Consider the following 23679-nt stretch of genomic DNA (forward strand, 5'->3'; position numbering starts at 1 on the left):
ACCTCCTTTACATTAACCTTTGAATACCTTAACAGATAGTGGCTTCGTACTTTTCCTCCATGCCCACAAAAATGGCCGTAAGGGAACATACAAAAAATGTAAAAGTTTTGGTAATGGTAATGTTTCAGCATCTTCCGGAAACGGAAACAAACAGCTTAATAAATATAGTGTTTTTTGTTGATACGACATAAGTGAAAACAAGTGTTTACCATGGTAATCCGAGACATCCTCTGGAACTGGATCATTATGTAAATTAACCATAGACTGCAAATAAAAGATGGCCTGCTGGGCAAGCTGGTGTGACCTTTTTTCTAATAAACTATTAACTTCCAAAGGAATTTCAGAGTTTAACAGATTTTTAGATAAAAAGAGGGCCTGACCACCAATTTTCTGAAAGTGGTACTTATTAAAAAGATTTACAACCTGATGCCAGTTTACTTCCTGGCTCAAAAGGCAATGGATATCCACTAGCCATCTAAGCCTTGACCAACCGTGGCGTGCCCCATGTGTAGCAAGAAAGAAGAACAGATCCTCCTTCCCCAGCATATACACCGTTTCATTCAAAAGAGAGCTTTTCTTTTTACGATTCCAAAGATCGTCAAAACCAGGTTCAAAACCTGGGCCAGGATTCAACCGCCAATGCAGCTCACATTTCACCCCTTTTATCCGGTGAAAATATGTGACGTGATGATGCCTCCACGTCCAGTCCCCGAGTATGGACTCGATATAATCATCCTTCTCATAACCTAGTTTTATAAGCAACGCTTCCGCTTCACCCAAGTTTTCTAAAGGAATCAAAACATCCAAATCACAGGATGTTCTTAAAGAAATATCGCCATATAGCTCTTGCGCAAGTACCGGACCTTTTAAAAAAATGGTTTGAATATCGTTTGATAGGAATTGTTGGTTAAGATGGTTCATTTCCGCAGTAAGATGCAGCATCTGAAAAGTATTCTGCTGATAAATTGCCTTCAAATGACGCATAACATAATCGGGTATGCAGGATACATCCATCCTTTTAAGTTGTTGGTGTAGGAGAGGGAAAAGGCGATGATGTTTGGCAAGTTGCAGGAATGTATCCCAGTTAACTTTTACTAGCAGTTGCTTATATTGATCGTGCCAAGCCGTTGTTTTCTCTTCTTTTAATACATGAAGGATGAAAAGGAGCTCATGAGGAACTTTCGCTAAATCCAGATCCATTATTTTCACTTTGCCGCTCCCCTCCCAGTGTTTTGGCGAATTTACCCACTACTGTAAACTGATTCATCACCTCAGCCCCCGTGATGTAAAAAGGACCTGATCTCAACCACGCATGCGCAATGAGCTTGCCGTTTTCGTCCTTGGCCGTACCGAGATACAAGGTACTCTCAATATTCCTCTTTTCAAGCATTTTCATGGCAGCCATCGCCTTCACCAGGCACTGACTTTCCCAAAACGTGTATTTACTCATAATATGGACAGCCTGGGAAACAGCAGCAAGAACCTTCTGATCTCCTAAAGATGGTCGTTCAAAGGTCGTCTCGCTCATATTCACACCCAAAGATGGTGCTACAGTAGAAAATGGGACGCTTTTTAAATAGCGTGCCCAGGCTAAATGGAGATAGGATTCTACCAATAGTCTCCTAGTATACCAGTCAGCATCCAATAACAATTTCAGTTTTCTCATGTTATGGTCCTTTCGCATCGGAAGATTAATTTTGTTTAATAAGTCCTTCCTTATGAAGCATCGCGATGAACTCCATCACCTGCATTTCACAAGTCTTTTCATCCACATCATATTCCTCCTGCAATTGACTAACCATCCCATTAATGCTGTTAGGCTCCTGAAGCAAATCCCAAATAGCGCCCCCAACCTCGCCCAGGTTGTAATACTTTCCGTTAACAATACTAAACATCACTTTTTCTCCATCCATATCACTGATGATGTTTCCTTCCACCTGAGAATATACACAATCAATTGTCATAACCATTCCTTTAGCCATTAACCACTTCACCCTTTCTCTCCATATTTGTCAGAATAAAGTCCGTAATTTTATCTGTTGTAAAATAGGACGTTGGACGCTGAATTCGATAAAAGCTCATCTTGTTTACCATCTTAGCTGAAGTCTGGAAATGCCACTCCATCAATCCGGCCCTTGGAATAAAGAAATTTCGATATGTATGCTGGAACAACAAATGGAATCTTTCCAGTCCAGTAACGGACGAAAACGTAAGAGTTTCATCCTCCGTTTTAATCAACTCAAAAACTCCAGCTAAAGGGAGAGCCGTGTCACAAAACTGTGAAGAAACTGGAATTGCAAACTTTGTTTCACGATCAATAATCGGACGGAAGTTACTCGACTCCATCCCGAATTCATCTATACTCTCCTGCCACAACTTCTGCTGCGGATATGCCGGTGTCACCATTGGGATACCTTGTTCGTTGAAAGAAACGGGAATGACGTCATCACTAATCAATTCATATCCCAGCCTTAACAAAGCCGAAGCTGTCGTAGATTTACCCGCTCCAGAATCACCCACTATTGCATAAGCTTTTCCATTGATGGCAATGGCACTGCCATGTAGAGGAAGAATTCTGCGCTGTATCAGAATCGCCCCCATGCACGTACCAAGTAGGTAGAGTCGGATCTGATCTTCTGCAGCTCCTTCATGCGGGCTGACGAAAATTTCGTTGCCGTTTTGGATGAGGAAGATGGCTACATTCGGTATATTAAACACTGTTAGATTTTCATTTATAAAAAAGTGATTATCAGTTCTATTCAACCTTTTCCACTCATCATTCAAATTCATTTTTTGAATACTGATATCATAAAAAGGCCTACTGGATGAAAAAAAATCTAATGCAGGTAGAGTAATCTCACTCTTAATAAAAAACCCAAAGGCTCTATATTGTTGGAACGGAGTATCTAATTTCATATATATCTCTCCTTAATTACTTATACAAAATGATAATTTCAGGTTCTAAATAAAGAACGATATGGACAAAAAAAGACAAAAAGCAATGTTCTTAATTAAGAACTTATAGTGAATTTACCATTAAAACAATTATATGTCAATTATAACAATAAAAAATGCCCTTATATTTTAGAAATTATAAGGGCCTTAATTCTGTAATTACAAAGTTATTAGCTTTCATGAAGGTGTACTACTTCATCCTCATCAACATAAGTTGCATCAACGTCTCTAATACCCGGTCCATTCATAGTTCTATGAACTTTTAAAACTTCTAATGTAGGCTTTTGCCAAATCTTCATATTTTCACCTCCTTTCATATTAATCTATTAAGAAATCTATACAATATTATACATCGCATTAACATCCGGAAGTTCGGATGAAAGGCATTTTCACTTATTGGATCCTTTACTGTGGAAAACGAGTTTTTGATAATCTCAACGTCCAAATAATTTTTGATTTTCGAATCATTACATAGTATCTTTATTTCACCTAAAAACTCATTCCAGTGTGAAGCCATGCGATGAATCACATCAGCTGCTTGTATCCCTCGAGTTCTTTGATTTAATCTGACTTTATCAGGTAGCATGCCTTTAGTTGAATTTCGTATTAATAACCGGTCTATACCATTTTGCACATATTGTTCTATTGGGGTAGCGAGACAGAATCTAATAATACGGATATCATTTGTTGGATCTCTTCCATTTAAAGAATGTCTTAATGATAGTTTCGTTCCACTTGTAGTAGTAGAATTCCATATAAATAGCTGTTCAAAGTGCTTCTTTCTAATGCTATAAGCATCTTCAAAAATGCCACTAGTTTCTCCAAGTCCAAGTTGATTAATTCTTTGGAAAACATTTGTATGCGATGCGAAGTCTGGGTTAATTATTTGAGGGAATTCATACTGTTTTTTTGTCTGAATAATTGTATTTAGAGTAGGAAAAGCCTTCCTTAAGACAACCTTACTTACATTTTTCTTTGAAACCTGTTTCATTTTACTATAAGAATATAATTCACTATAAAAACGAAACAATTTTAATTTTTTTAACAGCATTGCTTGGTACGCTAAACTTGAACCCCAAGAAATGGTGTAATTTCCCCTTGCTCCATTTAGTAAAATTCCTATCCCATCACTTTTAGCTTTTTCAAAAATCCCCTTAATCCAAAAAGAATTCTCGAAGAACTTATAAGGCATCTCCATAATATCCAGCCAATCATCTATGACTGAATAAGAGCTCTCACCTGCAAAATCAAGATAATTATCATTAATATTTCCTACGTAGTTAACCGTCGGCTTTATAAAGCACCTTTCATCGGCAATTCTGTATTTCGGAGTCCAATCGACAAAATCATTTTCAGGAATATAACTATATGTATGGAGCGGTTTATTAACAGTCTTTAATTCTCTAGCTGCAAATGCAACAACTGAACTCGAATCTAACCCACCACTTAATTGAGAACCAACATTTCTATAAGTTCTGAGTCGATCTTTAACTGCCCTCTTAAATAAGTCCCTAAAGGCTTCTTCATAATCATTGCCAGATTTTAAATTCAGCGATTCATAATCTTCAGTCAAAGTGTAATATTTCGTGAAAAATAAACCTTTTCTACTAACAATAAATGAGTGTGACGGAGGGATTTGTTTAATATTCTGGAATACAGTAAGGGAAGGATCGGTAGATTCAATCATACTTGGAATTGCAAGGAAATCTGATAACCAATTCTCATCAATTTGCTTACTAACAAAAGGTAATGAATTTAATGGACTCATAATCGTACTAAATGCAAAAATTCCCTTTTGAAAACAGTAATATAATGTCCTTGATCCACAGAAGTCTCTGGCCCCAAAAAACTCATTTTTCCCTTCGTCCCATATTACAAATGCAAAATCACCGATCAGATACTTAGGTGATTCTTTCTCCCATTTACAATAAGAAAGTAATATTAGTTCACTATCGGAAATTGCTTCTCTTTTTGACTTACAAACTTGCAGACGTTCGAACAATTCCTCTCTATTATCAATGATAGCATCTGCGGTTATTGCCAATTTCCTCTCCTCATCATAAAGAGGTAATCTTTCCCCTATGGACTCTGGTGTAATCCATTGAGCGAGGCATCCCAAAAAAACATTAGTTTTTGACCATGTATGCATATTATCGTGAGGTAATTTTCTTAGGGGATCCATGAGATAGCTACTCATTTCTAAAGGTAAAGGATTATAATTTATATCGATCATTCCGGTAATGGCACTCATTTGCGACCCCCATCTTTGCATTGCAGCACTGTTCTTATTAGTGAAAAACCATATCGCCAGGTCCTTACTTTTGTTCTTAATAATGAACTTGCTTTCAGATTATCACTCTGATTGATTACTGTCAATAAATTTAGTGAATTATATAAAGAACTTTTTAACAAATTCTAGAATTCATAACAATAAACTAAACACATTGGAAAAAGAAGATTTATCAATAAATTGGTTTTAAACAGAAAAAAAGACGTGCATCCTCTAACAAGGATTAATTACACATCTTAAAAGCCATTAATATACTACCCTATAAATATTTGTTATTGCATTAATATCACAAAGCATTGTGAATTCCCTTTATCTCCCTCTATACTCTTTTAACATATTTTTTAACTTCATATGGTTCATTCGCAATTAGCTTTATATTATTAGAATCCAAAATAAATATCGAAAGGGCAACAATTTCACCTGTGGAATTATTTTTTGCAATAATATAAGGAGCAGGAGTTTGGAGATCATGTGATACTATCGCTTCGTAACCCTCTCCATTTGTTTCAAGCCTTACTACTAGCATGAATGAGGTTGTTGGATCATACGCGTATATTTTTCACCTGTTAGTTCTTGTGTGTTCAGATTAATATTATTTAAAGTCTGATTAGCTATCAGACCCGAGTAAACCATTGCTTCTCTTTGGTTTATACGTAAATTCAACATACGATCTCCAGTATATTCAGTAGAAGTAATCTTTATTTCGTAACTTAAAGTATTTTGCGTAATATAGTTTGACTCAATAATCCCCAATATAGGAGCTGCTGTTTTCATCTCACAACCATCTAACTGAATAAATATTGACATTACACCTGTTGAAAAAGATAAGACGAAATGGTTGAAGGTATAGTGCTCTGAAAGATTATTTCGGCAATTTTTGAACTTGATCGCAGTGGTTATCGTCCTCTGAACTGGTCGTGAATCATAAAATTCACATTCAATGAATTCATATGGAGCTACACTAGGCGTATGTCCTGTATAAAAATCACAATTGTAAAACTTACACTTACGAAAAGTTAGAGACTTACTCATCATTATATACAAATCAAAAACGTACATTATTCAACCAATTCAGGACCATCCGAAAACACATATATTTTACTTAATCCAATATTTTGACCTTTAAACTGGTTAAACCTAATTGAATCGCCCTTTAAACTGTCACTATTACCAAAATATTTACTAAGAATTACAAGGTTCCCTTCACATACCCTCCTGCTAACGTCGAGACCTCCTCCTATAACATGATTACCTTTTACAATGCATTCATAAGATGAATTACCAAGGGAAATACTTCCAAGGCAGATGTCTCTTCTAATAATACTAAAATCACTATTCTAATGTGTTATTTTTAAAAAATTTAAAAGAAGCAGAAAGAAACCAATGATTTCATTGTAGTTGAAAATGATTGTAAATCCTGTGGTAACCCCACAATGGAAGAAATGTTCAAACTTTAGAAAAGTAATATGGTTGACGTTGTTGGACCTGAATAACGTCTTGAAAGAACTTGTGCTAGATTAGGAATTAGATATTTAACTAGATTTAATTTGCGGAGTTTCAGAATATGTTCTTTCTATTTCTTCAAAAACCATGATATCTTTAATTAGATTTCCTATTAATTTTTTCACATTCACACTGTTACTTTCCGTTTTTATTTTTTTAAAATAGTACATTTTAATATATTCTAAGTAAAATAATTTGCGATACAATTCTCTTTTCTGAAAAGCAGGGTGAAATTCTTGGATACTTATCTTATTGTTAAAAGAGATAATAATATTATTTAAATGGCTAATAAACTCCCTATAATTATTTTTTTCATTCCCAAAAAGGTTGTGAAATAAAGAATAAAATAAATCAAAATAAATTGACCTCTCATCTAGTGTATCCCAATCAATAATTTTAATCCCCTTTTCATCAATTAATATATTCCAAGCATGTAAATCTCCATGCGAAAATGAAAGAAATACAAATTCAGCATCTTTCAAAGAAATAATTTCATTAATTCTTCTTTCAAGATAAGTGTTAACAAATTCAAGATCTTTTACTTCGTTTTCTATTTTTATAAACCTACTTAAATTTACATTTTGTTTTATACCATCTAAATAATCTTGTAATAAGATTTTTTTTGAAGGAAAAATGTTGATATTTCTTATTAATAAAGGCAAAATATAATAATAATAATAAGTCGTTACAGGATAAAACCGTTCCGCCTTTTTATAATTATAATACTTTTCGTATATATTTTTTTCGGTATGATTTACTTTAATAATTTTTGGAGAAATTTTATATTTCTCTATAGATTCCAGGTCATTTACTATTTTTTTGAAATCCCCTCCAGTTATCGAATGTTTGTATTGAGTTACAACAGTATCCTTTACCATATTAAAAACTTTCACTCCATTTGTAGTTCTTATCAGTATGTGACCATTAAATTGAGAATTAATGATATCAGTTGGTGTATTAAAGTATTTACAAGAAAAATATTTCTTAATAATATCTGCAACTCTTAATAACATTAATATTTTTGGCGATGCGTTCTTAAAAATTTTAGAGGAAGATGTGACTTCTAGATTAAAAGGTTTCATTTTGAATAGCAAGATCCACACTATTACTAGTATGTTCTTATCTAGAGATATATAAAATCCTTTGATCTTAGCGAATCTCCTAATATTACTATTTTTCAAGGTCTTAACTCCTTCTAAATTACAGAATTAACGAATTTATTATTTGTCGAAACCAATTTGCCATTGTTAATTTTATATACAATTTCACAATTTTTTATAGTACTTAGTCTATGAGCAATAATGATCAAGGTTTTATCACCTTTTAATCCGTCTATAGCCTTCATAATTTCCTTTTCTGTTTCATTGTCTAAGGCTGATGTAGCTTCATCCATAAATAATATTTCTGGGTTATGATACAGTGCACGAGCGATACCTATTCGTTGCCTTTGTCCTCCTGACAGCCTTACTCCTCTTTCTCCAACTGTTGTGTCTAATTTGTCTGGAAGACTTAGTACAAATTCTTTTAATTGTGCTTGCTCTAATGCTCTCCAAACCTCTTTATCATCTATATCTTTATTTCCGACCCCAAAAGCTACATTTCCACGAATTGTATCATCTGAAAGAAAAATTGATTGAGGGATATAACCGATTTTCTTTTGCCATATTGAAATTTGTTTATGCAAGTCTGTTCCATCAACTAGAACTTTACCTTTTTCAGGGTGCAGAAGACCCAAAATTATATCTATAATGGTCGTTTTTCCAGCTCCTGACTCTCCTATAAATGCGACAGACTGCCCGATGGGAATGGTTAATGAAACATCTTTAACAGAGAATTCTTCTTGATTTGGATATCTAAATGAAACATCATCCAACCTAATGGAATCTGAAAATGTTTTTTGATCTATTTTATTTGATAGTAATTTAGTTCCTGCCTCAGATTTCATCAACGGATCTTTGTTCAAGAATAAATCCTCATAGACTACATCTAATGCAGGCTGGCTGTATTTAATCGTTGTAATTAATGCAACTACCCGATTTATAGAAGGCATTATTCTAAAAGCAGCCATGGCGAAAAGCGCCATAGTGGAAACAAGTTGTGTGGTACCCGTTCCTTGCAATATGATTACTAGCATAGTTATTAATACGATTGAAACAAGCAACGTCTCAATAAAAAGTCTTGGAACCACTTCTAACATTTTCATATAACGGCTATTTTTCACTTTAATAAAGCTTTGCTTAGTATAGGAATCAATAAAAAAAGCTTCTTTTCCAGATACTTTGACTTCTTTGCTTGCTCCCAATCCTTGGTTGACCCATTTAATAATTGTCCCGCTGACTTTTTGTTGCTCTTTTCCAAGATGACTAATTTTTTTTCTGAACAATCTGAAAAATACAAGTACACTACCACCTAATAAAATCGAAGCAGTAATTGTTGCAACAGGAGATGTTACAACTAACAATGCCAAGATAAAAATAATCACTAAAGCTTCAGTCAATAATTGAAAACCAGAAAGCACTATCCCTTGAAAAACCTTCGAGACTTCTCCATTGACATTTCTTAATAAAGTAGATGTATTTCTATTTAAGTGAAAGGTATAAGGCTTTGTTAAATATTCATTGAACAACTCTCTTTGTAATTTAACTTGTTGATTTAGTATTACTCTATATTGCATATAGTTAAAAAATAATAAATAAAGATTTTTCATTATAAATATTGTAAGTAGCATTACTACTGAAAAAAGAACAAATGTTGTTGTTGAAGAAAAATTAAATGTACTGTAGATATAGGATAAAATATCTTGATCTTGGATAATACTCGGGTTAGTTACAATTCCAACAAAAGGTACTACCATACCTATTCCAATTGTTTCAAATATAGCCGCTATTATCATCATTAATAACAAAATCATCAACTTTTTCTTTTCGCTTTTATTAAAAAGATCCATTATTTTTCTATATGAACTCCTCATTTTTTCACACCTTTAGTATTTATTTCCTGAAATTATTAAAACATTTATATTTCTCTAAATACATGAATCTTTTAATCCAAGTTAATATTTCGCTTAGATTTTCAATATTTTCAATTTCATTTGGTAATTTTAATTTTATCAATTCTAAATAAAATAGATGTAAGTATATATGAATATTTAAATTAGGATCCGATGAAAATCTCATTCTTGTTAACAAATATGTTATCCTTAACAAGGATAAAATTATTTATTCTATTTTCCTAATTTTATCACCCCTCAAATTACTTTGTTATAATTAAAATCAAAATAATTTATCAATTGTATAAATATGGTTATATTCTGAAGTGTTAATATTTTTTACTAATTCTTTCCTTTCCCAAGAATTATCTATTAGTTTTTTCAATTTTAGATATAAATCCTCTTCATCCATATTAGTGATTATCCCATTAAAGTCATTTACTATTTGTTCATACGCTCCAACAAAATTTGTTGTAACTATTGGCTTTTTTAATACTTTCGCCTCTGCTAAAGTTAAGCAATAACCCTCATGTCGAGAGGGTTGAACATATATGTCACACCTAGCAATATAAGGATATGGGTTTGGAGTAGCACCTAATAAGATAAAATCCTGCAATAAACCATTCTTATTAATCTCCCTTTCATATTCTTTTCTCCGATTACCTTCCCCAATACAATACCACCGAACTTCATAACCTTGTTTTCTTAACTTTGCCAAGACCCTTATTGCCATATCCTGACCTTTTTCCCACGATAACCTTCCTACTGTAACAATCCTAACCCCTCTATATGTTTCATCAAAATTCACCTCATTTCTTGATAGATCACATATTAGTTTTTCGGAAACTATGTTTGGAAAGATATCTGTTTTTTCTTCAATTGATGGAAATTTGTTTATTAAACACTTTCTACTCCCATTAGAAACTGCAAATATCTTATCAAACTTCTTATAAATTCTTTCAAATAAGGCTTTGTTAACCATATGTTTTGAAACGTCAAAGTGAACCCAGGAAATTTTATTCGAAGAATGAACTTTATGAGCAATATAATAATCAATAATTTCAGTGGGGCCTTGATAGGCAATTGCAACGTCGTATTTCTTGTGGTTTTCACTTATATCCTTCATTATTGCTGAGTAATAAAAGTATCTATTATTAAAATGTTTAGATAGTAAATATGCAAAGGTGAATTTAGGAATTTTCAGATAATCCTTTCTAGATACAAAACCCCTAATTGTAAGTTTTGGCGGTTGCATAATTATAGGTTTTATCTTCTTGTACCAACAAGCTTCTTCAATTTTCACCCAATCTGGGAGTGCTTTAAGAAATCCACCTTTTTTCTCTAACAATAATATAGTTACCTCATATTTATCTCTATCAATTACCGATAAAAGAGATAGTAGTGACTTTTCTACCCCACCTATGTTCATACTGGTAAGCATAAATAACAAGCTCTTTTTCACTTATTTCCTCCTTCCGTTCATTCGTCTATTTATAAATAATATAAGACTATCAGAAATAGGACTGCTTAATTAATTTTTTATTACTATTTCTAACTTATTAAGTTCGAGATGATTATTTTTAAATTCCCCTTTTAGATTTCTTTGGAATTTTTCCAGCAAAGCTTCGTCTACTATCAATCTTTTAATGGCTTTAAACAGCTCAAATTCATTTGAATCAACAATTAAACCGTTATGTTCATTACATATTTGATCTGCAGCGCCATTAAAGTTAGTAGCGATTATTGGTTTATTAAAACACCTTGCTTCAGCTAGTGTAATACAGAAGCCTTCATGCCGGGAAGGTTGAACATATATATCACATTGTTTAAAAAATGGATATGGGTTTTCACTTGCCCCTAATAATAGAAAATCATCCTGTAGACCATATTGATGAATTAATTTCTCGTATTCGCTTCTCGCACTCCCTTCACCAATGCAGTACCATTTTAAATTGTAGCCTTCTTTAATCAATTTTGATAAAACTGGTATACATAAATCCTGTCCCTTTTCCTTATTGAGTCTCCCCACAGTTAAAATCCTTAAACCATTAAAGGTATCCTCAAAACCTAATTCTTTGTTTGCTAGCATATTAATTTGTTTGGTCGATAAGATATTATAAAAATAATTAATTTTCCCTTTTAATTTAGGTAATTTGCTTTCAAGTTGAGTTTTTCCAGTTTTCGACACCGAAAAAATATTATCAAACTTCTTATAATATCGATTTACAAACTTAAGGTTAAATCCTATTTTTGTAATATCAAAATGAATCCATTGCACTTTCTTCTTTGCTTTTATCTTTTCAATAACAAAATAGCTTATGAAGTCCATGGGACCTGCATAAGCTATAGCAACATCATATTCAGTTGGGTCGATAGGATATTTTTTGAGTAGATAATTAAATAAAGCACTTCTTTCCCCAGTAATTTTTGAAATTAAGCTTAATACGAATAAAAAGAAAGCATTTAGGAACATCTTATTTTTTACTGCTTCCTTTATTGTTTGTGTAGAAGGATTGTTTAGTGTCCCTTTAATCTTCTTATAACCATTAAAGTGTTGAATATTAACCCACTCTGGAATATGTGCTAAAAATCCTCCGTACTCTTCCAACATTAAAACAGTTATATCATATTGATCTTTTGGCATCTCATTAATCATATTAAGCAGCGCTTTCTCTGTACCACCAATATTCATATTAATGACCATAAATAGGACTTTCTTTTTCATATATTTTCACACTCTTTTCTCATTGGGCTATCCTATAAGTTCGTGAAATTTATCTAATTCACTTAAATTCCCTTTTGGTTCTGCTTTTAGGTATTCTATAATCTCCATTTTAAGATCTTGATCTTGAATAAGTCTCAATATCCCATTGAAAACAGCGCTACTACTCATGTCCACAACCAGACCATTTTTTTCATGTGTCATTTGATTATAAACTGCGTCAAACCGGGTTGTAACAACGGGTATATTCAACATTCGTGCCTCAGCAATGGCTAAACCAAAACCTTCATACTTAGAGGTTTGTACATAGATATCGCTGTTTTTAATAATGGGATAAGGATTCACTCTTGTTCCTAATAATATAAAATGATTGGCTAAATCATTTTCATGAATATATTTTTTAATTTCATCTTCCTCTGGTCCTTTCCCTAGTACATACCACCTAAAATGGACTCCAGCTTCCTTTAACATTCTACAAGTCTCTAAGGCAATTTTATACCCCTTTTGGCTTGCCAATCTACCGATTGTTAATAACTTAAGTCCCTCGAACTCAATGTTTTCATTGTAATGAAGAACCGACATCTCTGAAATAATCCTAGGATCGTTGATATCATAAATTACATTCATTTTGGATTGATATTCAGGAAAAGTTTCTAAAAAGATCTCTCTTGTAGTATCTGATACTGCAACTATTTTGTTATAGCTATCATAATATTGTTTTTGAAAACCTTTTTCTTTCCCGTACAATCTATAACTAACGTTCACCCAAGCAAATTTCTTTTTTGCTTTTACTTTTTCAGCTACATAAAAGGTCGGAACTCCTTGAGCATAACTAATAGCAATGTCATACATTTTTAGATTATATTCAATTACGCTTGATGCACTTTCCCAAAAAACTCTGGCTTTTTGAGGATTTGTAAGTTTATTTAATCGCAATTTCAAAGAATACTTCATTCTAGCTCTTAACATATTTAAATTCTGATTGTTCAATTGAAAAAGTTGTTTGGAGAGAGTTTTCTTACTAAATTGTGTATATGGAAGTGGTGGAAGAAGGTTTACTTCTTTAGGTAAAAGTGTTTCTAAAACTCCTCCGTAACCAAATAATAAGAGATCTACTTGATACTTTTGATAATCGAGTAGCGATAAGAGAGTAACAAGGCTTTTCTCAGCACCAGCACAATCAAGTGAGTCTATAACAAATAACAGTTTTTGTTTCATCTTAATAGATTACCTCATTTCCTTAAGCTTAATTTTCAAAGGGCCGAAAATTAGTGCTAATATTATTGAATGAAACCTAGTTCCGATTATTGTTTCACAAGATTGATATTCTTTTATAAAGTGGTCCTTATTTCCTTCATAATTCACTAATTTTAATTTGTTGATATCTTTTAAAGAATCTAATCTGTTTTATTTTTGTCTATTTTCTAAATTAATCAAGGGAAATTGTCCTCATCCTATATGGTTTTGTAACTTTTATCATCATTTTTCTGGCTGTAATTGTCGCTATAGGGGCTGTTAATACCAATAGCAAAAAATCAATAATAACTAAAACTTCTGTTAACAATTGAAAAGTCGAGAACACTAACCCTTGAAAAACTTAAATACCTCTCCATTTACATTTCTTAATAATGTAGACGTGTTTCTATTCAAGTAGAAGATATAAGCCTATATTAAGTATACTATTAATAATTTACTTTGAAGTTTCACTTGTTGATTAAAGATTACTCTATACTGAATATAATTAAATAAAAGTAAATTTAAGTTTTTAGAATAAAGAAAGTTAATAAAATCAATACTGAAAAAACAATAAATGCTGATGGTGAATGGAAATTCAATTTATTGTAAGCTTATAAGCATACGATAGAATAGCATGATCGAGTATGGTTTCTGGGTCTGTTACAATCCCTACAATTGGAACAATTAGACCTATTCCAACTGTTTCCACCATAGCAGCGAACATCATCATGATTAACAAAATTAAAGATGTTTTCTTCTCTTTTTATTGAAAAGGAGTATTATTTAATTGTAAATTCACCTCTATTTATAACTTTCACAAACCTCAAATTTAAGATAATTATATTCTTCATTTATTTTTGGAATTGCTAGTAAATATATTTTTGCAAGTCTTTTTAACTATTAATAATGTCTTCAAATTTTTTTATATTTTCATAAAAAGAGAAAAATTTTTTTCTATCAATACTTTTTCGTTTTAGCTCTTCTAACAATCGAGGCTTTGATAAGACCTCTTTGAGACCTTTATAAATACCTATATCACTATTATCCACAAGTAAGCCATATGTCCCATTATCTAGTATTTCAGCTGGACCATTGCAGTTAGTAGAAATTACTGGGACCCCTAATATTATTGCTTCTGCTATAGATAATGAAAAACCCTCAGAGTGCGAAGGCGACACATAAATATTACTATTTCTGATATATTTATAAGGATTCTCCTTATAACCTAACATACTTACATTTTTAAGTAATAAAGGACTATTTAGGATAATTGTTTTTAATTTTTTTTTCTCACTACCATCTCCTAATAAAACTAATTTAAATTTGTATCCTTCTTTTAATAGGCTATTGCAGCAAGATAGTAATCTTTCCAGACCTTTTTCTTTGCTTAATCTACTTGAACAGATTATAGTAACATTTGAACTGAAATTATAATCATGTACTTTTTCATTTGACAAATTTATTATTTCCCTGTCATTTATTGGATTATATAGAACGTTACACTTTTCTTTTAGATTATAATGTTGACAAAACAACCTTTTCGAATTTTTAGTCAACAAAAGTATATTATCAAACCTCTTAAAAGTGTTATATTTATACCAATGTTTTATATTATTTATTATGGTTTTTTTTTCTTTTTTTAAATGATCAAACCCCCCATGAAACCACAATATTTTCTTACTTTTATAATTACGAATAGGGTGGCTGAATATTTCTTTTGTTGTAACAACAATGTCATATTTTTCATTCCCTATAATGAATTTTCTCATTAATGTTGGAGGAGCAAACATAAGTAAATAAAACCATATTCGTTGGTAAGATCCTCTTACAGATTTCTTAAATAGATACTTAATTTCTACATGATCAGGAATGCTTTTTATATTTTGTGCTTTGGTTTTATACATAACATATAATGTTATTTTATATTTTGATTTATCTATGCCTTTTAAAGTATTTGTTATTACTTTTTCTACACCACCATTACTCATGACATCTGTAATAAATAATAATCTTTTCAATATTTTCACCCTTATTTCAAATATTTCTTCAAATTAAAATTTCATTAAAAAGTTTCAAAAATTTGAATAATTCATTAGATGAAATCCTTTTTCTTACTATTTTATAAGGTTTTTTTCCATAAATCTTTATTATCCATTTTAGATTTTTTTATATTTAATTCGAACGTACGTTCAGATAATAATGCTTTCTCACAAAATTGTGTATAAGAAAGAGGAGGAAGAAGGTTTACTGCATCAGGTAATAGTGTTTCTAAAACTCCTCCATACCCACATAATAAGAGATCCACCTTATATTTTTGGTAATCTAGAAATGAGAGTAGAGTAACAAGGCTCTTCTCTGCACCAGCACAATCGGGAGAATCGATTACAAATAACATCTTCCTTTTTTACATACCCTACATCCTTACCTTCTCTTTCACCAAAGTAGTAGACACTCCTGGAGTATAAGGAAAATAAACAATATCGACTCCTACTTCAGCAAATTGTCTTTCCACTTGTACAAATAGTGGTTTTCCCTTCCAGTCATCTCCCACAAACATGGCATCGAACTGGAGGTGCTTCCAAGCCATGAATTTATCCCGATCCACTTGTGGAACAACTGCATCTACATATTTAATACCTTCAACTATTTCCATTCTTTCCTGGAACGGGATGACTGGTAGTTTATTTTTGTATTTCATTACTAGTTCATCAGTACTTACTCCAACAATCAAATAGTCGCATTGTTCTTTAGCTTTTTTCAGAATGTTAAGGTGTCCGATATGAAATAAATCAAAAACCCCTGTAGTGTAGCCAATTTTATATTGCTTCATATAATTTTCTCTCCTTTTCTTTAAAACACACTTCATGAATATGTTTTACGAGTTTTTCTGCTGCTTTGCCATTTTCGTATGTGCCGATGTGTGACGAGAACTCCTTCAACTTTTGTTCGTATTTCTTGTTATTGAATTGTTGTATGAGTAAAAGTAACTGATCCATATCAGTAGCATGGTTGAAAGGAAGGTCCTGGATGTCAAAATACAAATTTCGATCATTTGCCATGTATTCATCTAAATCCGGTACATAAAGGAAACATGGCCTCTTCGTAAGAGCAAAATCAAACATCAAAGACGAGTAATCTGTTATTAAAACATCTGAAATGCTCAGTAATTCTTGAATGTCATCATAGGCTGTGACATCAATTACATCCTTACCGTATACTAGGTCTTTTGATTTAGATGACAAATGGGGATGCAATTTCACCAAGAAAACCCATTCCCCACCATACTTATTTTTTATCTGGCTTAGAATTTTGGAGAATTCTAACTTATAAATCTCTAAATTGTTCCCTTTTCTAAATGTCGGAGCATAAAGGATAACCTTGCTCTTTTTTGCGATCTTTAATCCATTCAAGATTCGGGATCTATAATTTACATTGTAATTATTAATTAGCATGTCGTTCCTTGGGGTGCCGTGTTCAAATATTTCTCCTTCATACCAGAAGGCACGTTTGAAGATCGATGTACTATACTTACACCCAGATAAAACCAAATCACACTTTTTAGAATCTCTTTTTGCCATTTGGACGTAATGACTTGGAAGGGAAGCCTCTGCGTCCTTTTCAATCTGTTTTAAACGTAAGGAACTGTGCCATGTTTGTATGTAATATTGATTTTTTCTTTTCACAAATAATTCCGTCGTACGGAAATTCGTGATTATCACTTTAGAGGTACATAATTCATAAAAATACTTCAACGACATCGTTTTAACGACTTTCACGTCCTTCAATTTTATTGAAGGGTTGTTTAGAGCCCAGACAATATCGAACGAATCCTTTGGATAATGTTTTAACATGTGCTCAGAAATATATTTAGGATTGCAACCGTATTGGTTACCATAATAGCTAAAGAAAAAAATCTTATTTTCCTTTACCGGTAGTAAAAAATTGAAAAGATGAATGATTGCTATTGAAAACCACTTTCTCAAAATTTCCATCTATGACATTCTCCTTTATGCATTCAAGCGTTCCAATTTCACCGGTCCAGGGATAACCTTAATTCCCCTGAAAATCTTCAGCATCCCCTGATAAATGAAATTCAAGTATGGATGAATGCAAAATAGATTCAACTGCCTTGCAAGAGGTGGATGCTTACGTACTGCCTTCTTTAACTCCGGATAATTCTTTTTGATGTAGCTTTGAATTTCCCGTTTATAATGTCCACCCTGATCGACTTTGCGATTAAGCAGCATCAGATTATAATGAATGATGCTTGTTTTTAAGATCATTCTATATGATTCATTTTTCAGAACTGAATAATGTTTTTCAATAAAGCCATGCCGCTCCTTCATCCCGCTGAGAATATCCAGACTCTTGATGGTATAGTTACCAACGATACTGTCACTTCTTTGATAGTAGTAAAACAGTGGCTGATGTAACATCACAAAGGTTTTTACACGATGCATCACTTTATGCGCCCAAAATACATCCTCGAATAATACACCTTTTTTGAAAGGGATATCATTGATTAAATTAGTACGATAAAGCTTCCCCCATGCAAAGTTCTTGACCCTTTCATTGACCACTAACTCTCTCATCAAGGCTTTATTCTTCAACACTGTAGGTTGATCTCCCTTGGAATGGTATCTATTATCAAATAACAAGTGATCCTCATATGCATAATAAAAAGCCGATTGAACAACATCAGCTTTAGTAGCAATACTATTGGTGACCAGTTTTTGAATCATGTCTATGTGAAGCCAATCATCGCTATCGACGAAAATGGTGTATTCTCCGGTTACATGCTGCATTCCATAATTCCTGGCATCAGATAAGCCGCCATTTACTTTATGAAGTGCCTTGATCCTGTCATCGGTCTTCTCATAAATATCGATGATCATCCCACAATTATCTGGGGAGCCATCATTCACTAATATGATTTCTAAATTCGAATAAGTTTGATTCACTATACTGTCCAAGCATCTCCTGAGATACTTCTCTACATTATATATAGGAACAATTACGCTTACTTTTGGTAACATATTGTCCGCTCCTTAAACCAATTGATAAAGCTTATCTAGTTCTGAATGATTTTCATAATTTGTTGACAGGCAATTATGAGAAAGTCTGCTTCTAAGCTCCGGATTATGGTACATCATTTCAATTGTCTCCGCTATACCTTCTATGGATAAGTCACAGATGATGCCATCCACTCCATCTTGTACTTGACTGCGTGCTGTGGGATAATTTGTAATCAAAACCGGTTTCCCAATTATTTGAGCTTCACCGACTGTGACAGCCTTCCCTTCATATCTCGATGGTTGCACATATAGATCGGCTTCCTTTATAAAAGGATAGGGGTTTATTTTCTTTCCTAAAAGAATAAAGTGGTCTTCCAACCCATTAGAAGTTATTAGCTTTCTAAGGGCATTTTCATCCCCCCCGTATCCCACAACATACCAAACCAGATCTTCATAGCCTTTAGCTATTAGTTTTTTCATGGCCTTTACCGCCTGATCAATCCCTTTGGCATGCGATAGCCTTGCCACGGTGATTATTTTAAACCGTGAATCACCAAGCAACGGATTATCAACCTTTTCTTTGGATAACTCTCTTACTAATACAGGAGCTGTAATGTTTTCCAAAACGATAACCTTTTTGCTAAGCGCTGGGTACTTTACCAAAAATGCATTTTTGCATTCCTCAGAAACGGCTGCAATATAATGAAATCTGTCCCACAATTCCAGATCCATCTGTATTTCGGTATCTACTGTTGAATAATCAGTATGAATCCAAGCAATCTTCTTCTTAGCATCCACCTTGTAGGCAACAAAATAATGCGGCCATAAATAACTGATGGCAACATCGTATTCTTTGTCGAGCTTCGGTAAAAGAGGTAAGGAGTATTTCCACATATATTGCATTTGTTTGTATCCACTTTCCGCTGATTTATCCAGGGTTGCAATTAGCTTGGAATAAAGTCTGAGTGCCCCAATTCCGATGTTGCCTCTTTTTACTGTTTCCCCTATAGATAATCGGAAGGTTTTATATGCCGGTAGTTCTTGAAGCAACCTTGCTTTTTGGGGGAGAAGATTCATGAAATCCCCCGTATGGCTATATAACATGAGGTCCACTTCATGATTTTCATAGTCAAAGTTATTCAACATACTTAACAGGCTGCGTTCAACCCCGCCCACCTCCATATCGAAGGACGAAATTAAAATCCTTTTCATATTTCCCTCCATTGATTTTTCCCGTTGTAGATTTTCACTAATTTAGAAATACCTTTAGTTAGCGAGTAACCACTTTTTTCAAATGCGCTACTGATCATGGATAGTTCCATTTTATTTTGATTGGTTATTTCGATTATTTTCTCTGCCCATAAATCAGGATCATCTTTTAAGGAAAGTCTTGTGAATAATCCCAACTTCAAATCTGCTTCTGGCTGGATGGCTTCCGACACGATACAAGGCAACCCGCTAGCCTGTGCCTCAAGTAGGACGAGACCTAGACCTTCATATTTGGATGGGAATACGAAAACATCCATAGTTTGAAGCATTGTATCTACATCTTCTCTTAGTCCAACAAACTTGATGTAGTTGGAAACACCTTCATTCTTTGCAGCTTCCTCGATCTGCTCTCTTAAATCACCATTCCCAACTAGCAGCAAAGTGAAAGAGTCATCTTTTTTAATGAGACATTTTAGGACCTGCAGTAAAAACCTGTGATTCTTTGCTTCGATAAATCTTCCTATATGACCTATGACTTTCTTATTCTCCAAACCTGATTCCTTTTTAAACACTGACACTTCTTCTTTTTTCCCAGCCATAAACTTTGAGTAATCGATCAAGTTGGGAAAGTACATATACTTTTGATTCTCTTCTGTTGCGTTGCCAAATAAATACGCTCCAGCTTGTTTACTACATGCCAAGTAGTGGGTCGAAAATAATTTGGTCGCAGTTCTCATGGAGAATATATACAGCTTCCTCAAGAATGTATCATTCTTATCAAGCGTGGTGTGCGCATGGGCAATTCGAATCTTTACGCCGGCAAGCTTGGCAGCAAGGTTTGCCATCCCACAATGAAACAAGGTATGGGAATGCACGACATCATATGGCCCATATTCTTTTATTGCTTTGATCATATTCATCAGTGACTGTGTCTTGCTAATCCTTAAAACACGACCACCTAAGCGCATAATTTCTTCATCATAATGTGCTGGCTCTAGACTAAATGATAAAAAATCAAAGTGAACCTTTGATCTATCTATGTTCCTAAATATATTCATCAACATGGTTTCCGTCCCTGCCCTATTCATGGCACCGACAATGTGAAGAACCCTAATTTTCTTGTTCATATCCAAAGGATTTTCACTACTTTCAAGCAAGCTTTTCCACCACTGCTTTCATCGATTCTTTAATAATATTGATGATTCTATATTGTTCTTCAATCGTTAGATTCGACCCTGAAGGAAGACATATTCCATTGTTAAATAACAGATCCGATATACTTTCTCCATTACTGTGAGGGTAATAGGCTGCCGACTGAAACAAAGGCTGCAAATGAAGTGGTTTCCATACCGGACGCGCCTCTATATTGTTGTCAGCCAGATGACTGAGTAATTCCTGAACAGTCACTCCTGCCTCTTCCTCATTTATTGTCAGGGCCGTTAGCCATCTATTCGATCGAGTATTTTCCAACTCTGGCATAAAGTGAACGCCTGGTAATTGGGCAAGCTCGTCATAATACAGCTCGAAAGTAGCCCTTCTTGATTCCACCCTTTCTTCCAATACCTCCAATTGTCCTCTCCCGATACCAGCTAAGATGTTACTGAGACGGTAGTTATACCCCATCCTGCTATGTTGATAATGGACGGCCTGATCTCTTGCCTGTGTAGCTAAAAAACGTGCTTCTTTTGTTTTGTTAGTGTCATTGGAGACTAGCATTCCACCACTGGAGGTAGTAATGATTTTGTTCCCATTAAAGGAAAAGATACCAAATTCACCAAAGGTACCACTTGGTTTACCTTTATAGAAAGAACCCAAGGACTCGGCAGCATCCTCTATTATTGGGACACCGTAATGATTACACAGCTCCAAGATTTCATCCATTTTTGCACTTTGCCCGTATAGGTTAACAACTATAACAGCCTTGGGGAGCTTTCCTTGAATCAAAGCATCAATTAAAGCATTTTGTAGCGCTTCGGGTGACATATTCCAAGTATCCGGTTCCGAATCAATAAAAACCGGCTCCGCTCCTTGATAAAGAATGGGATTTGCACTTGCGATAAATGTCAAGGTTGAACAGAAAACGGTATCCCCTTTTCCCACACCTAATAAAGAAAGAGCCAAATGAATCGCTGCAGTTCCTGAAATAACTGCTACAGCATCATTGACTCCTACATAACTGGCTATTTCTTTTTCGAAAGCATCGACATTCGGGCCGAGTGGGGCAATCCAATTTGTTTGGAAAGCTTCTAGCACATACTTCATTTCCCTTCCACTCATGTGAGGGGGGGACAGATAGATTCTATTATTGGATATTGATTGCGACAACCTCATCACCTTCTTTCGCTTTTATCCTGGCAGGGACACCTACCGCTGTACTAAATGCAGGTATATGGTTTATTACTGTTGCACCTGCTCCGATCGTGGACCATTTCCCAATACTTATGTTCGGTATAACATTGGCTCCTGCCCCGATATGCACACCTTCTTCGATATGAACCGTGCCTGTCAAGGTTGCATGAGGAGATATATGTGCAAAGTCCTCAACGACATTATCATGCTCCACAATACCGCTGGTGTTAATAATCGCATGCGCTCCTATCTTTGCATCCGTGTTAACTACGGCATTCGCGAGTATAACCGCACCGACTCCTATTGTTGCGGAGGCACTGATTACCGCTTTGGGGTGAACCACTTTAAGATACTGTGTTTCTTTCAAGGCCATTTTCTCCACGATTATTTTTCTCACTTTGTTATTTCCGATTGCAATGATAAACTTAATGTCCGGATCAATTAGTAGTAATTCTTTGTTTGATCGGATGGGACCCAAATATACCTCATTTTCAAGCTTCAGTTCATGATAATTATCATCTAAATATCCAATGATTTTTGTGTCCCCCTGTAAAGCAATAGCTTCACTGACTACTTTGCTATGTCCGCCTTGACCGACAATAATCACTTTATTCATCCATGACCACCACCAACTCTTGATTTCACTTTGGAAAAAGGTTGAATCGTAGCATATCCAGGTTGGGTTATCCCTTCCCTTTTCAATACTTTTACAACCGTTAAAAAGAGGATTTTCATATCAAGGAAAAAGGAGTAGTTTCTGACATACCAAACGTCTAAGTCAAACTTCTCCTCCCAAGAGATTGCATTTCGTCCATTCACTTGTGCCCACCCAGTAATTCCAGGCTTCACTAAATGCCTCTTAAATTGCTCCTTACTATAAAGTGGGAGGTATTCCATTAAGAGTGGTCTTGGTCCTACTATACTAAGTTCACCTTTTAAGACATTTATAAATTGCGGAATTTCATCCAGACTGTACCTTCTTAAGAATGATCCGAATGAGGTTAACCTTAATTCATCTGAAAGATATCTTCCATACTTATCCACAGAATTTGTCATGGTTCTAAATTTATAAAGGATGAACGGTTTTCCATTCAGACCTGGTCTTTGCTGTTTGAAGAAGATTGGTGATCCTAGTTTAAACTTAATTAAAATCGGAACAACTACAATGATGGGGGAAAGTAATGATAATAAGAGTAATGATAAGATGATATCTACAATTCTTTTCATTTTCTTTGCCCCCTTTTATAATGGCTTAATCTCCATTGCTATTTATGTTCAAAAACTCGATTTTAATATCTTCAATCACTTCAAGGACACTGATGTCTTTCGACTCCTGCCCTTTTTTATAGATGGAAAGCAGTATGTTTTGTAACTTTTCCTGTGTACATTTATCTCCTATTGACATAATTTA

Annotated in this window: 24 protein-coding genes; all 24 read right to left on the reverse strand. The window is 33.9% G+C overall.

Annotated features, from left to right (window positions below; genetic code table 11):
* Positions 1-12: 12 nt before the first annotated feature.
* Positions 13-1200: a nucleotidyltransferase domain-containing protein gene (locus JOC95_RS00480; protein ID WP_204413376.1), complete on the reverse strand. Its 1188-nt coding sequence runs from the start codon at positions 1198-1200 to the stop codon at positions 13-15.
* Positions 1169-1666 carry a lasso peptide biosynthesis B2 protein gene (locus JOC95_RS00485; protein WP_239582642.1) on the reverse strand — a complete coding sequence of 166 codons (498 nt, stop codon included), beginning with the start codon at positions 1664-1666 and terminating at the stop codon, positions 1169-1171. Before JOC95_RS00485 ends, JOC95_RS00480 begins: the two co-directional genes overlap by 32 nt.
* A 25-nt stretch (positions 1667-1691) precedes the next feature.
* A complete protein-coding gene (locus JOC95_RS00490) occupies positions 1692-1982 on the reverse strand; it encodes a lasso peptide biosynthesis PqqD family chaperone (RefSeq protein WP_204412437.1) in 291 nt (96 codons plus the stop codon).
* The gene (locus JOC95_RS00495) at positions 1975-2916 is read right to left on the reverse strand and encodes an aldolase (protein WP_204412438.1); all 942 of its coding nucleotides are present in this window, start codon (positions 2914-2916) and stop codon (positions 1975-1977) included. Before JOC95_RS00495 ends, JOC95_RS00490 begins: the two co-directional genes overlap by 8 nt.
* A gap of 209 nt (positions 2917-3125) precedes the next feature.
* Positions 3126-3254: a paeninodin family lasso peptide gene (locus tag JOC95_RS00500; protein ID WP_204412440.1), complete on the reverse strand. Its 129-nt coding sequence runs from the start codon at positions 3252-3254 to the stop codon at positions 3126-3128.
* Positions 3255-3268: 14 nt separating this feature from the next.
* A complete protein-coding gene (locus tag JOC95_RS00505) occupies positions 3269-5206 on the reverse strand; it encodes an asparagine synthase-related protein (protein WP_204412442.1) in 1938 nt (645 codons plus the stop codon).
* A gap of 558 nt (positions 5207-5764) precedes the next feature.
* The gene (locus JOC95_RS00510) at positions 5765-6019 is read right to left on the reverse strand and encodes a hypothetical protein (protein WP_204412444.1); all 255 of its coding nucleotides are present in this window, start codon (positions 6017-6019) and stop codon (positions 5765-5767) included.
* 758 nt (positions 6020-6777) lie between these two features.
* Complete coding sequence (locus JOC95_RS00515; RefSeq protein ID WP_204412446.1) at positions 6778-7929, reverse strand: phosphotransferase family protein; 1152 nt, start codon at positions 7927-7929, stop codon at positions 6778-6780.
* 14 nt (positions 7930-7943) lie between these two features.
* Entirely contained in the window at positions 7944-9719 is a 1776-nt protein-coding gene (locus tag JOC95_RS00520) for an ABC transporter ATP-binding protein (protein WP_204412447.1), read from the reverse strand.
* Between the two features lie 301 nt (positions 9720-10020).
* Positions 10021-11199: a glycosyltransferase gene (locus JOC95_RS00525; RefSeq protein ID WP_338083033.1), complete on the reverse strand. Its 1179-nt coding sequence runs from the start codon at positions 11197-11199 to the stop codon at positions 10021-10023.
* A 69-nt stretch (positions 11200-11268) separates the two neighbouring features.
* Positions 11269-12462 carry a glycosyltransferase gene (locus JOC95_RS00530; RefSeq protein WP_204412448.1) on the reverse strand — a complete coding sequence of 398 codons (1194 nt, stop codon included), beginning with the start codon at positions 12460-12462 and terminating at the stop codon, positions 11269-11271.
* A gap of 27 nt (positions 12463-12489) precedes the next feature.
* A complete protein-coding gene (locus JOC95_RS00535) occupies positions 12490-13677 on the reverse strand; it encodes a glycosyltransferase (RefSeq protein WP_204412449.1) in 1188 nt (395 codons plus the stop codon).
* A gap of 9 nt (positions 13678-13686) precedes the next feature.
* Positions 13687-13842, reverse strand: coding sequence for a polysaccharide pyruvyl transferase family protein (locus JOC95_RS21660; protein WP_419096214.1), 156 nt, complete (start codon positions 13840-13842; stop codon positions 13687-13689).
* Positions 13843-14588: 746 nt separating this feature from the next.
* Positions 14589-15722, reverse strand: a complete 1134-nt coding sequence (locus JOC95_RS00545; protein ID WP_338083034.1) for a glycosyltransferase — start codon at positions 15720-15722, stop codon at positions 14589-14591.
* 92 nt (positions 15723-15814) lie between these two features.
* Positions 15815-16090, reverse strand: a complete 276-nt coding sequence (locus JOC95_RS00550; RefSeq protein ID WP_204412451.1) for a hypothetical protein — start codon at positions 16088-16090, stop codon at positions 15815-15817.
* An 18-nt stretch (positions 16091-16108) separates the two neighbouring features.
* Positions 16109-16525: an FAD synthase family protein gene (locus tag JOC95_RS00555; protein ID WP_204412452.1), complete on the reverse strand. Its 417-nt coding sequence runs from the start codon at positions 16523-16525 to the stop codon at positions 16109-16111.
* The gene (locus JOC95_RS00560; protein ID WP_204412454.1) at positions 16512-17687 is read right to left on the reverse strand and encodes a CDP-glycerol glycerophosphotransferase family protein; all 1176 of its coding nucleotides are present in this window, start codon (positions 17685-17687) and stop codon (positions 16512-16514) included. The genes JOC95_RS00555 and JOC95_RS00560 overlap by 14 nt, the downstream gene beginning before the upstream one ends.
* Before the next feature lie 15 nt (positions 17688-17702).
* Complete coding sequence (locus tag JOC95_RS00565; protein ID WP_204412457.1) at positions 17703-18731, reverse strand: glycosyltransferase family 2 protein; 1029 nt, start codon at positions 18729-18731, stop codon at positions 17703-17705.
* Positions 18732-18743: 12 nt separating this feature from the next.
* On the reverse strand, positions 18744-19922 hold the full coding sequence (locus JOC95_RS00570; protein ID WP_204412459.1) for a glycosyltransferase: 1179 nt from the start codon (positions 19920-19922) through the stop codon (positions 18744-18746).
* Complete coding sequence (locus tag JOC95_RS00575; RefSeq protein WP_239582644.1) at positions 19919-21076, reverse strand: glycosyltransferase family 1 protein; 1158 nt, start codon at positions 21074-21076, stop codon at positions 19919-19921. The genes JOC95_RS00570 and JOC95_RS00575 overlap by 4 nt, the downstream gene beginning before the upstream one ends.
* A complete protein-coding gene (locus JOC95_RS00580) occupies positions 21069-22181 on the reverse strand; it encodes a DegT/DnrJ/EryC1/StrS family aminotransferase (RefSeq protein WP_419096210.1) in 1113 nt (370 codons plus the stop codon). Before JOC95_RS00580 ends, JOC95_RS00575 begins: the two co-directional genes overlap by 8 nt.
* Positions 22182-22221: 40 nt before the next feature.
* Positions 22222-22884, reverse strand: a complete 663-nt coding sequence (locus tag JOC95_RS00585) for an acetyltransferase (protein WP_204412463.1) — start codon at positions 22882-22884, stop codon at positions 22222-22224.
* The gene (locus tag JOC95_RS00590; protein ID WP_204412465.1) at positions 22881-23495 is read right to left on the reverse strand and encodes a sugar transferase; all 615 of its coding nucleotides are present in this window, start codon (positions 23493-23495) and stop codon (positions 22881-22883) included. The genes JOC95_RS00585 and JOC95_RS00590 overlap by 4 nt, the downstream gene beginning before the upstream one ends.
* A 25-nt stretch (positions 23496-23520) precedes the next feature.
* A complete protein-coding gene (locus JOC95_RS00595; RefSeq protein WP_204412468.1) occupies positions 23521-23673 on the reverse strand; it encodes a YwzD family small protein in 153 nt (50 codons plus the stop codon).
* Positions 23674-23679 lie beyond the last annotated feature (6 nt).

The sequence above is a fragment of the Sutcliffiella tianshenii genome (assembly GCF_016908565.1).
Lineage (GTDB): Bacteria > Bacillota > Bacilli > Bacillales > Bacillaceae_I > Sutcliffiella_A > Sutcliffiella_A tianshenii.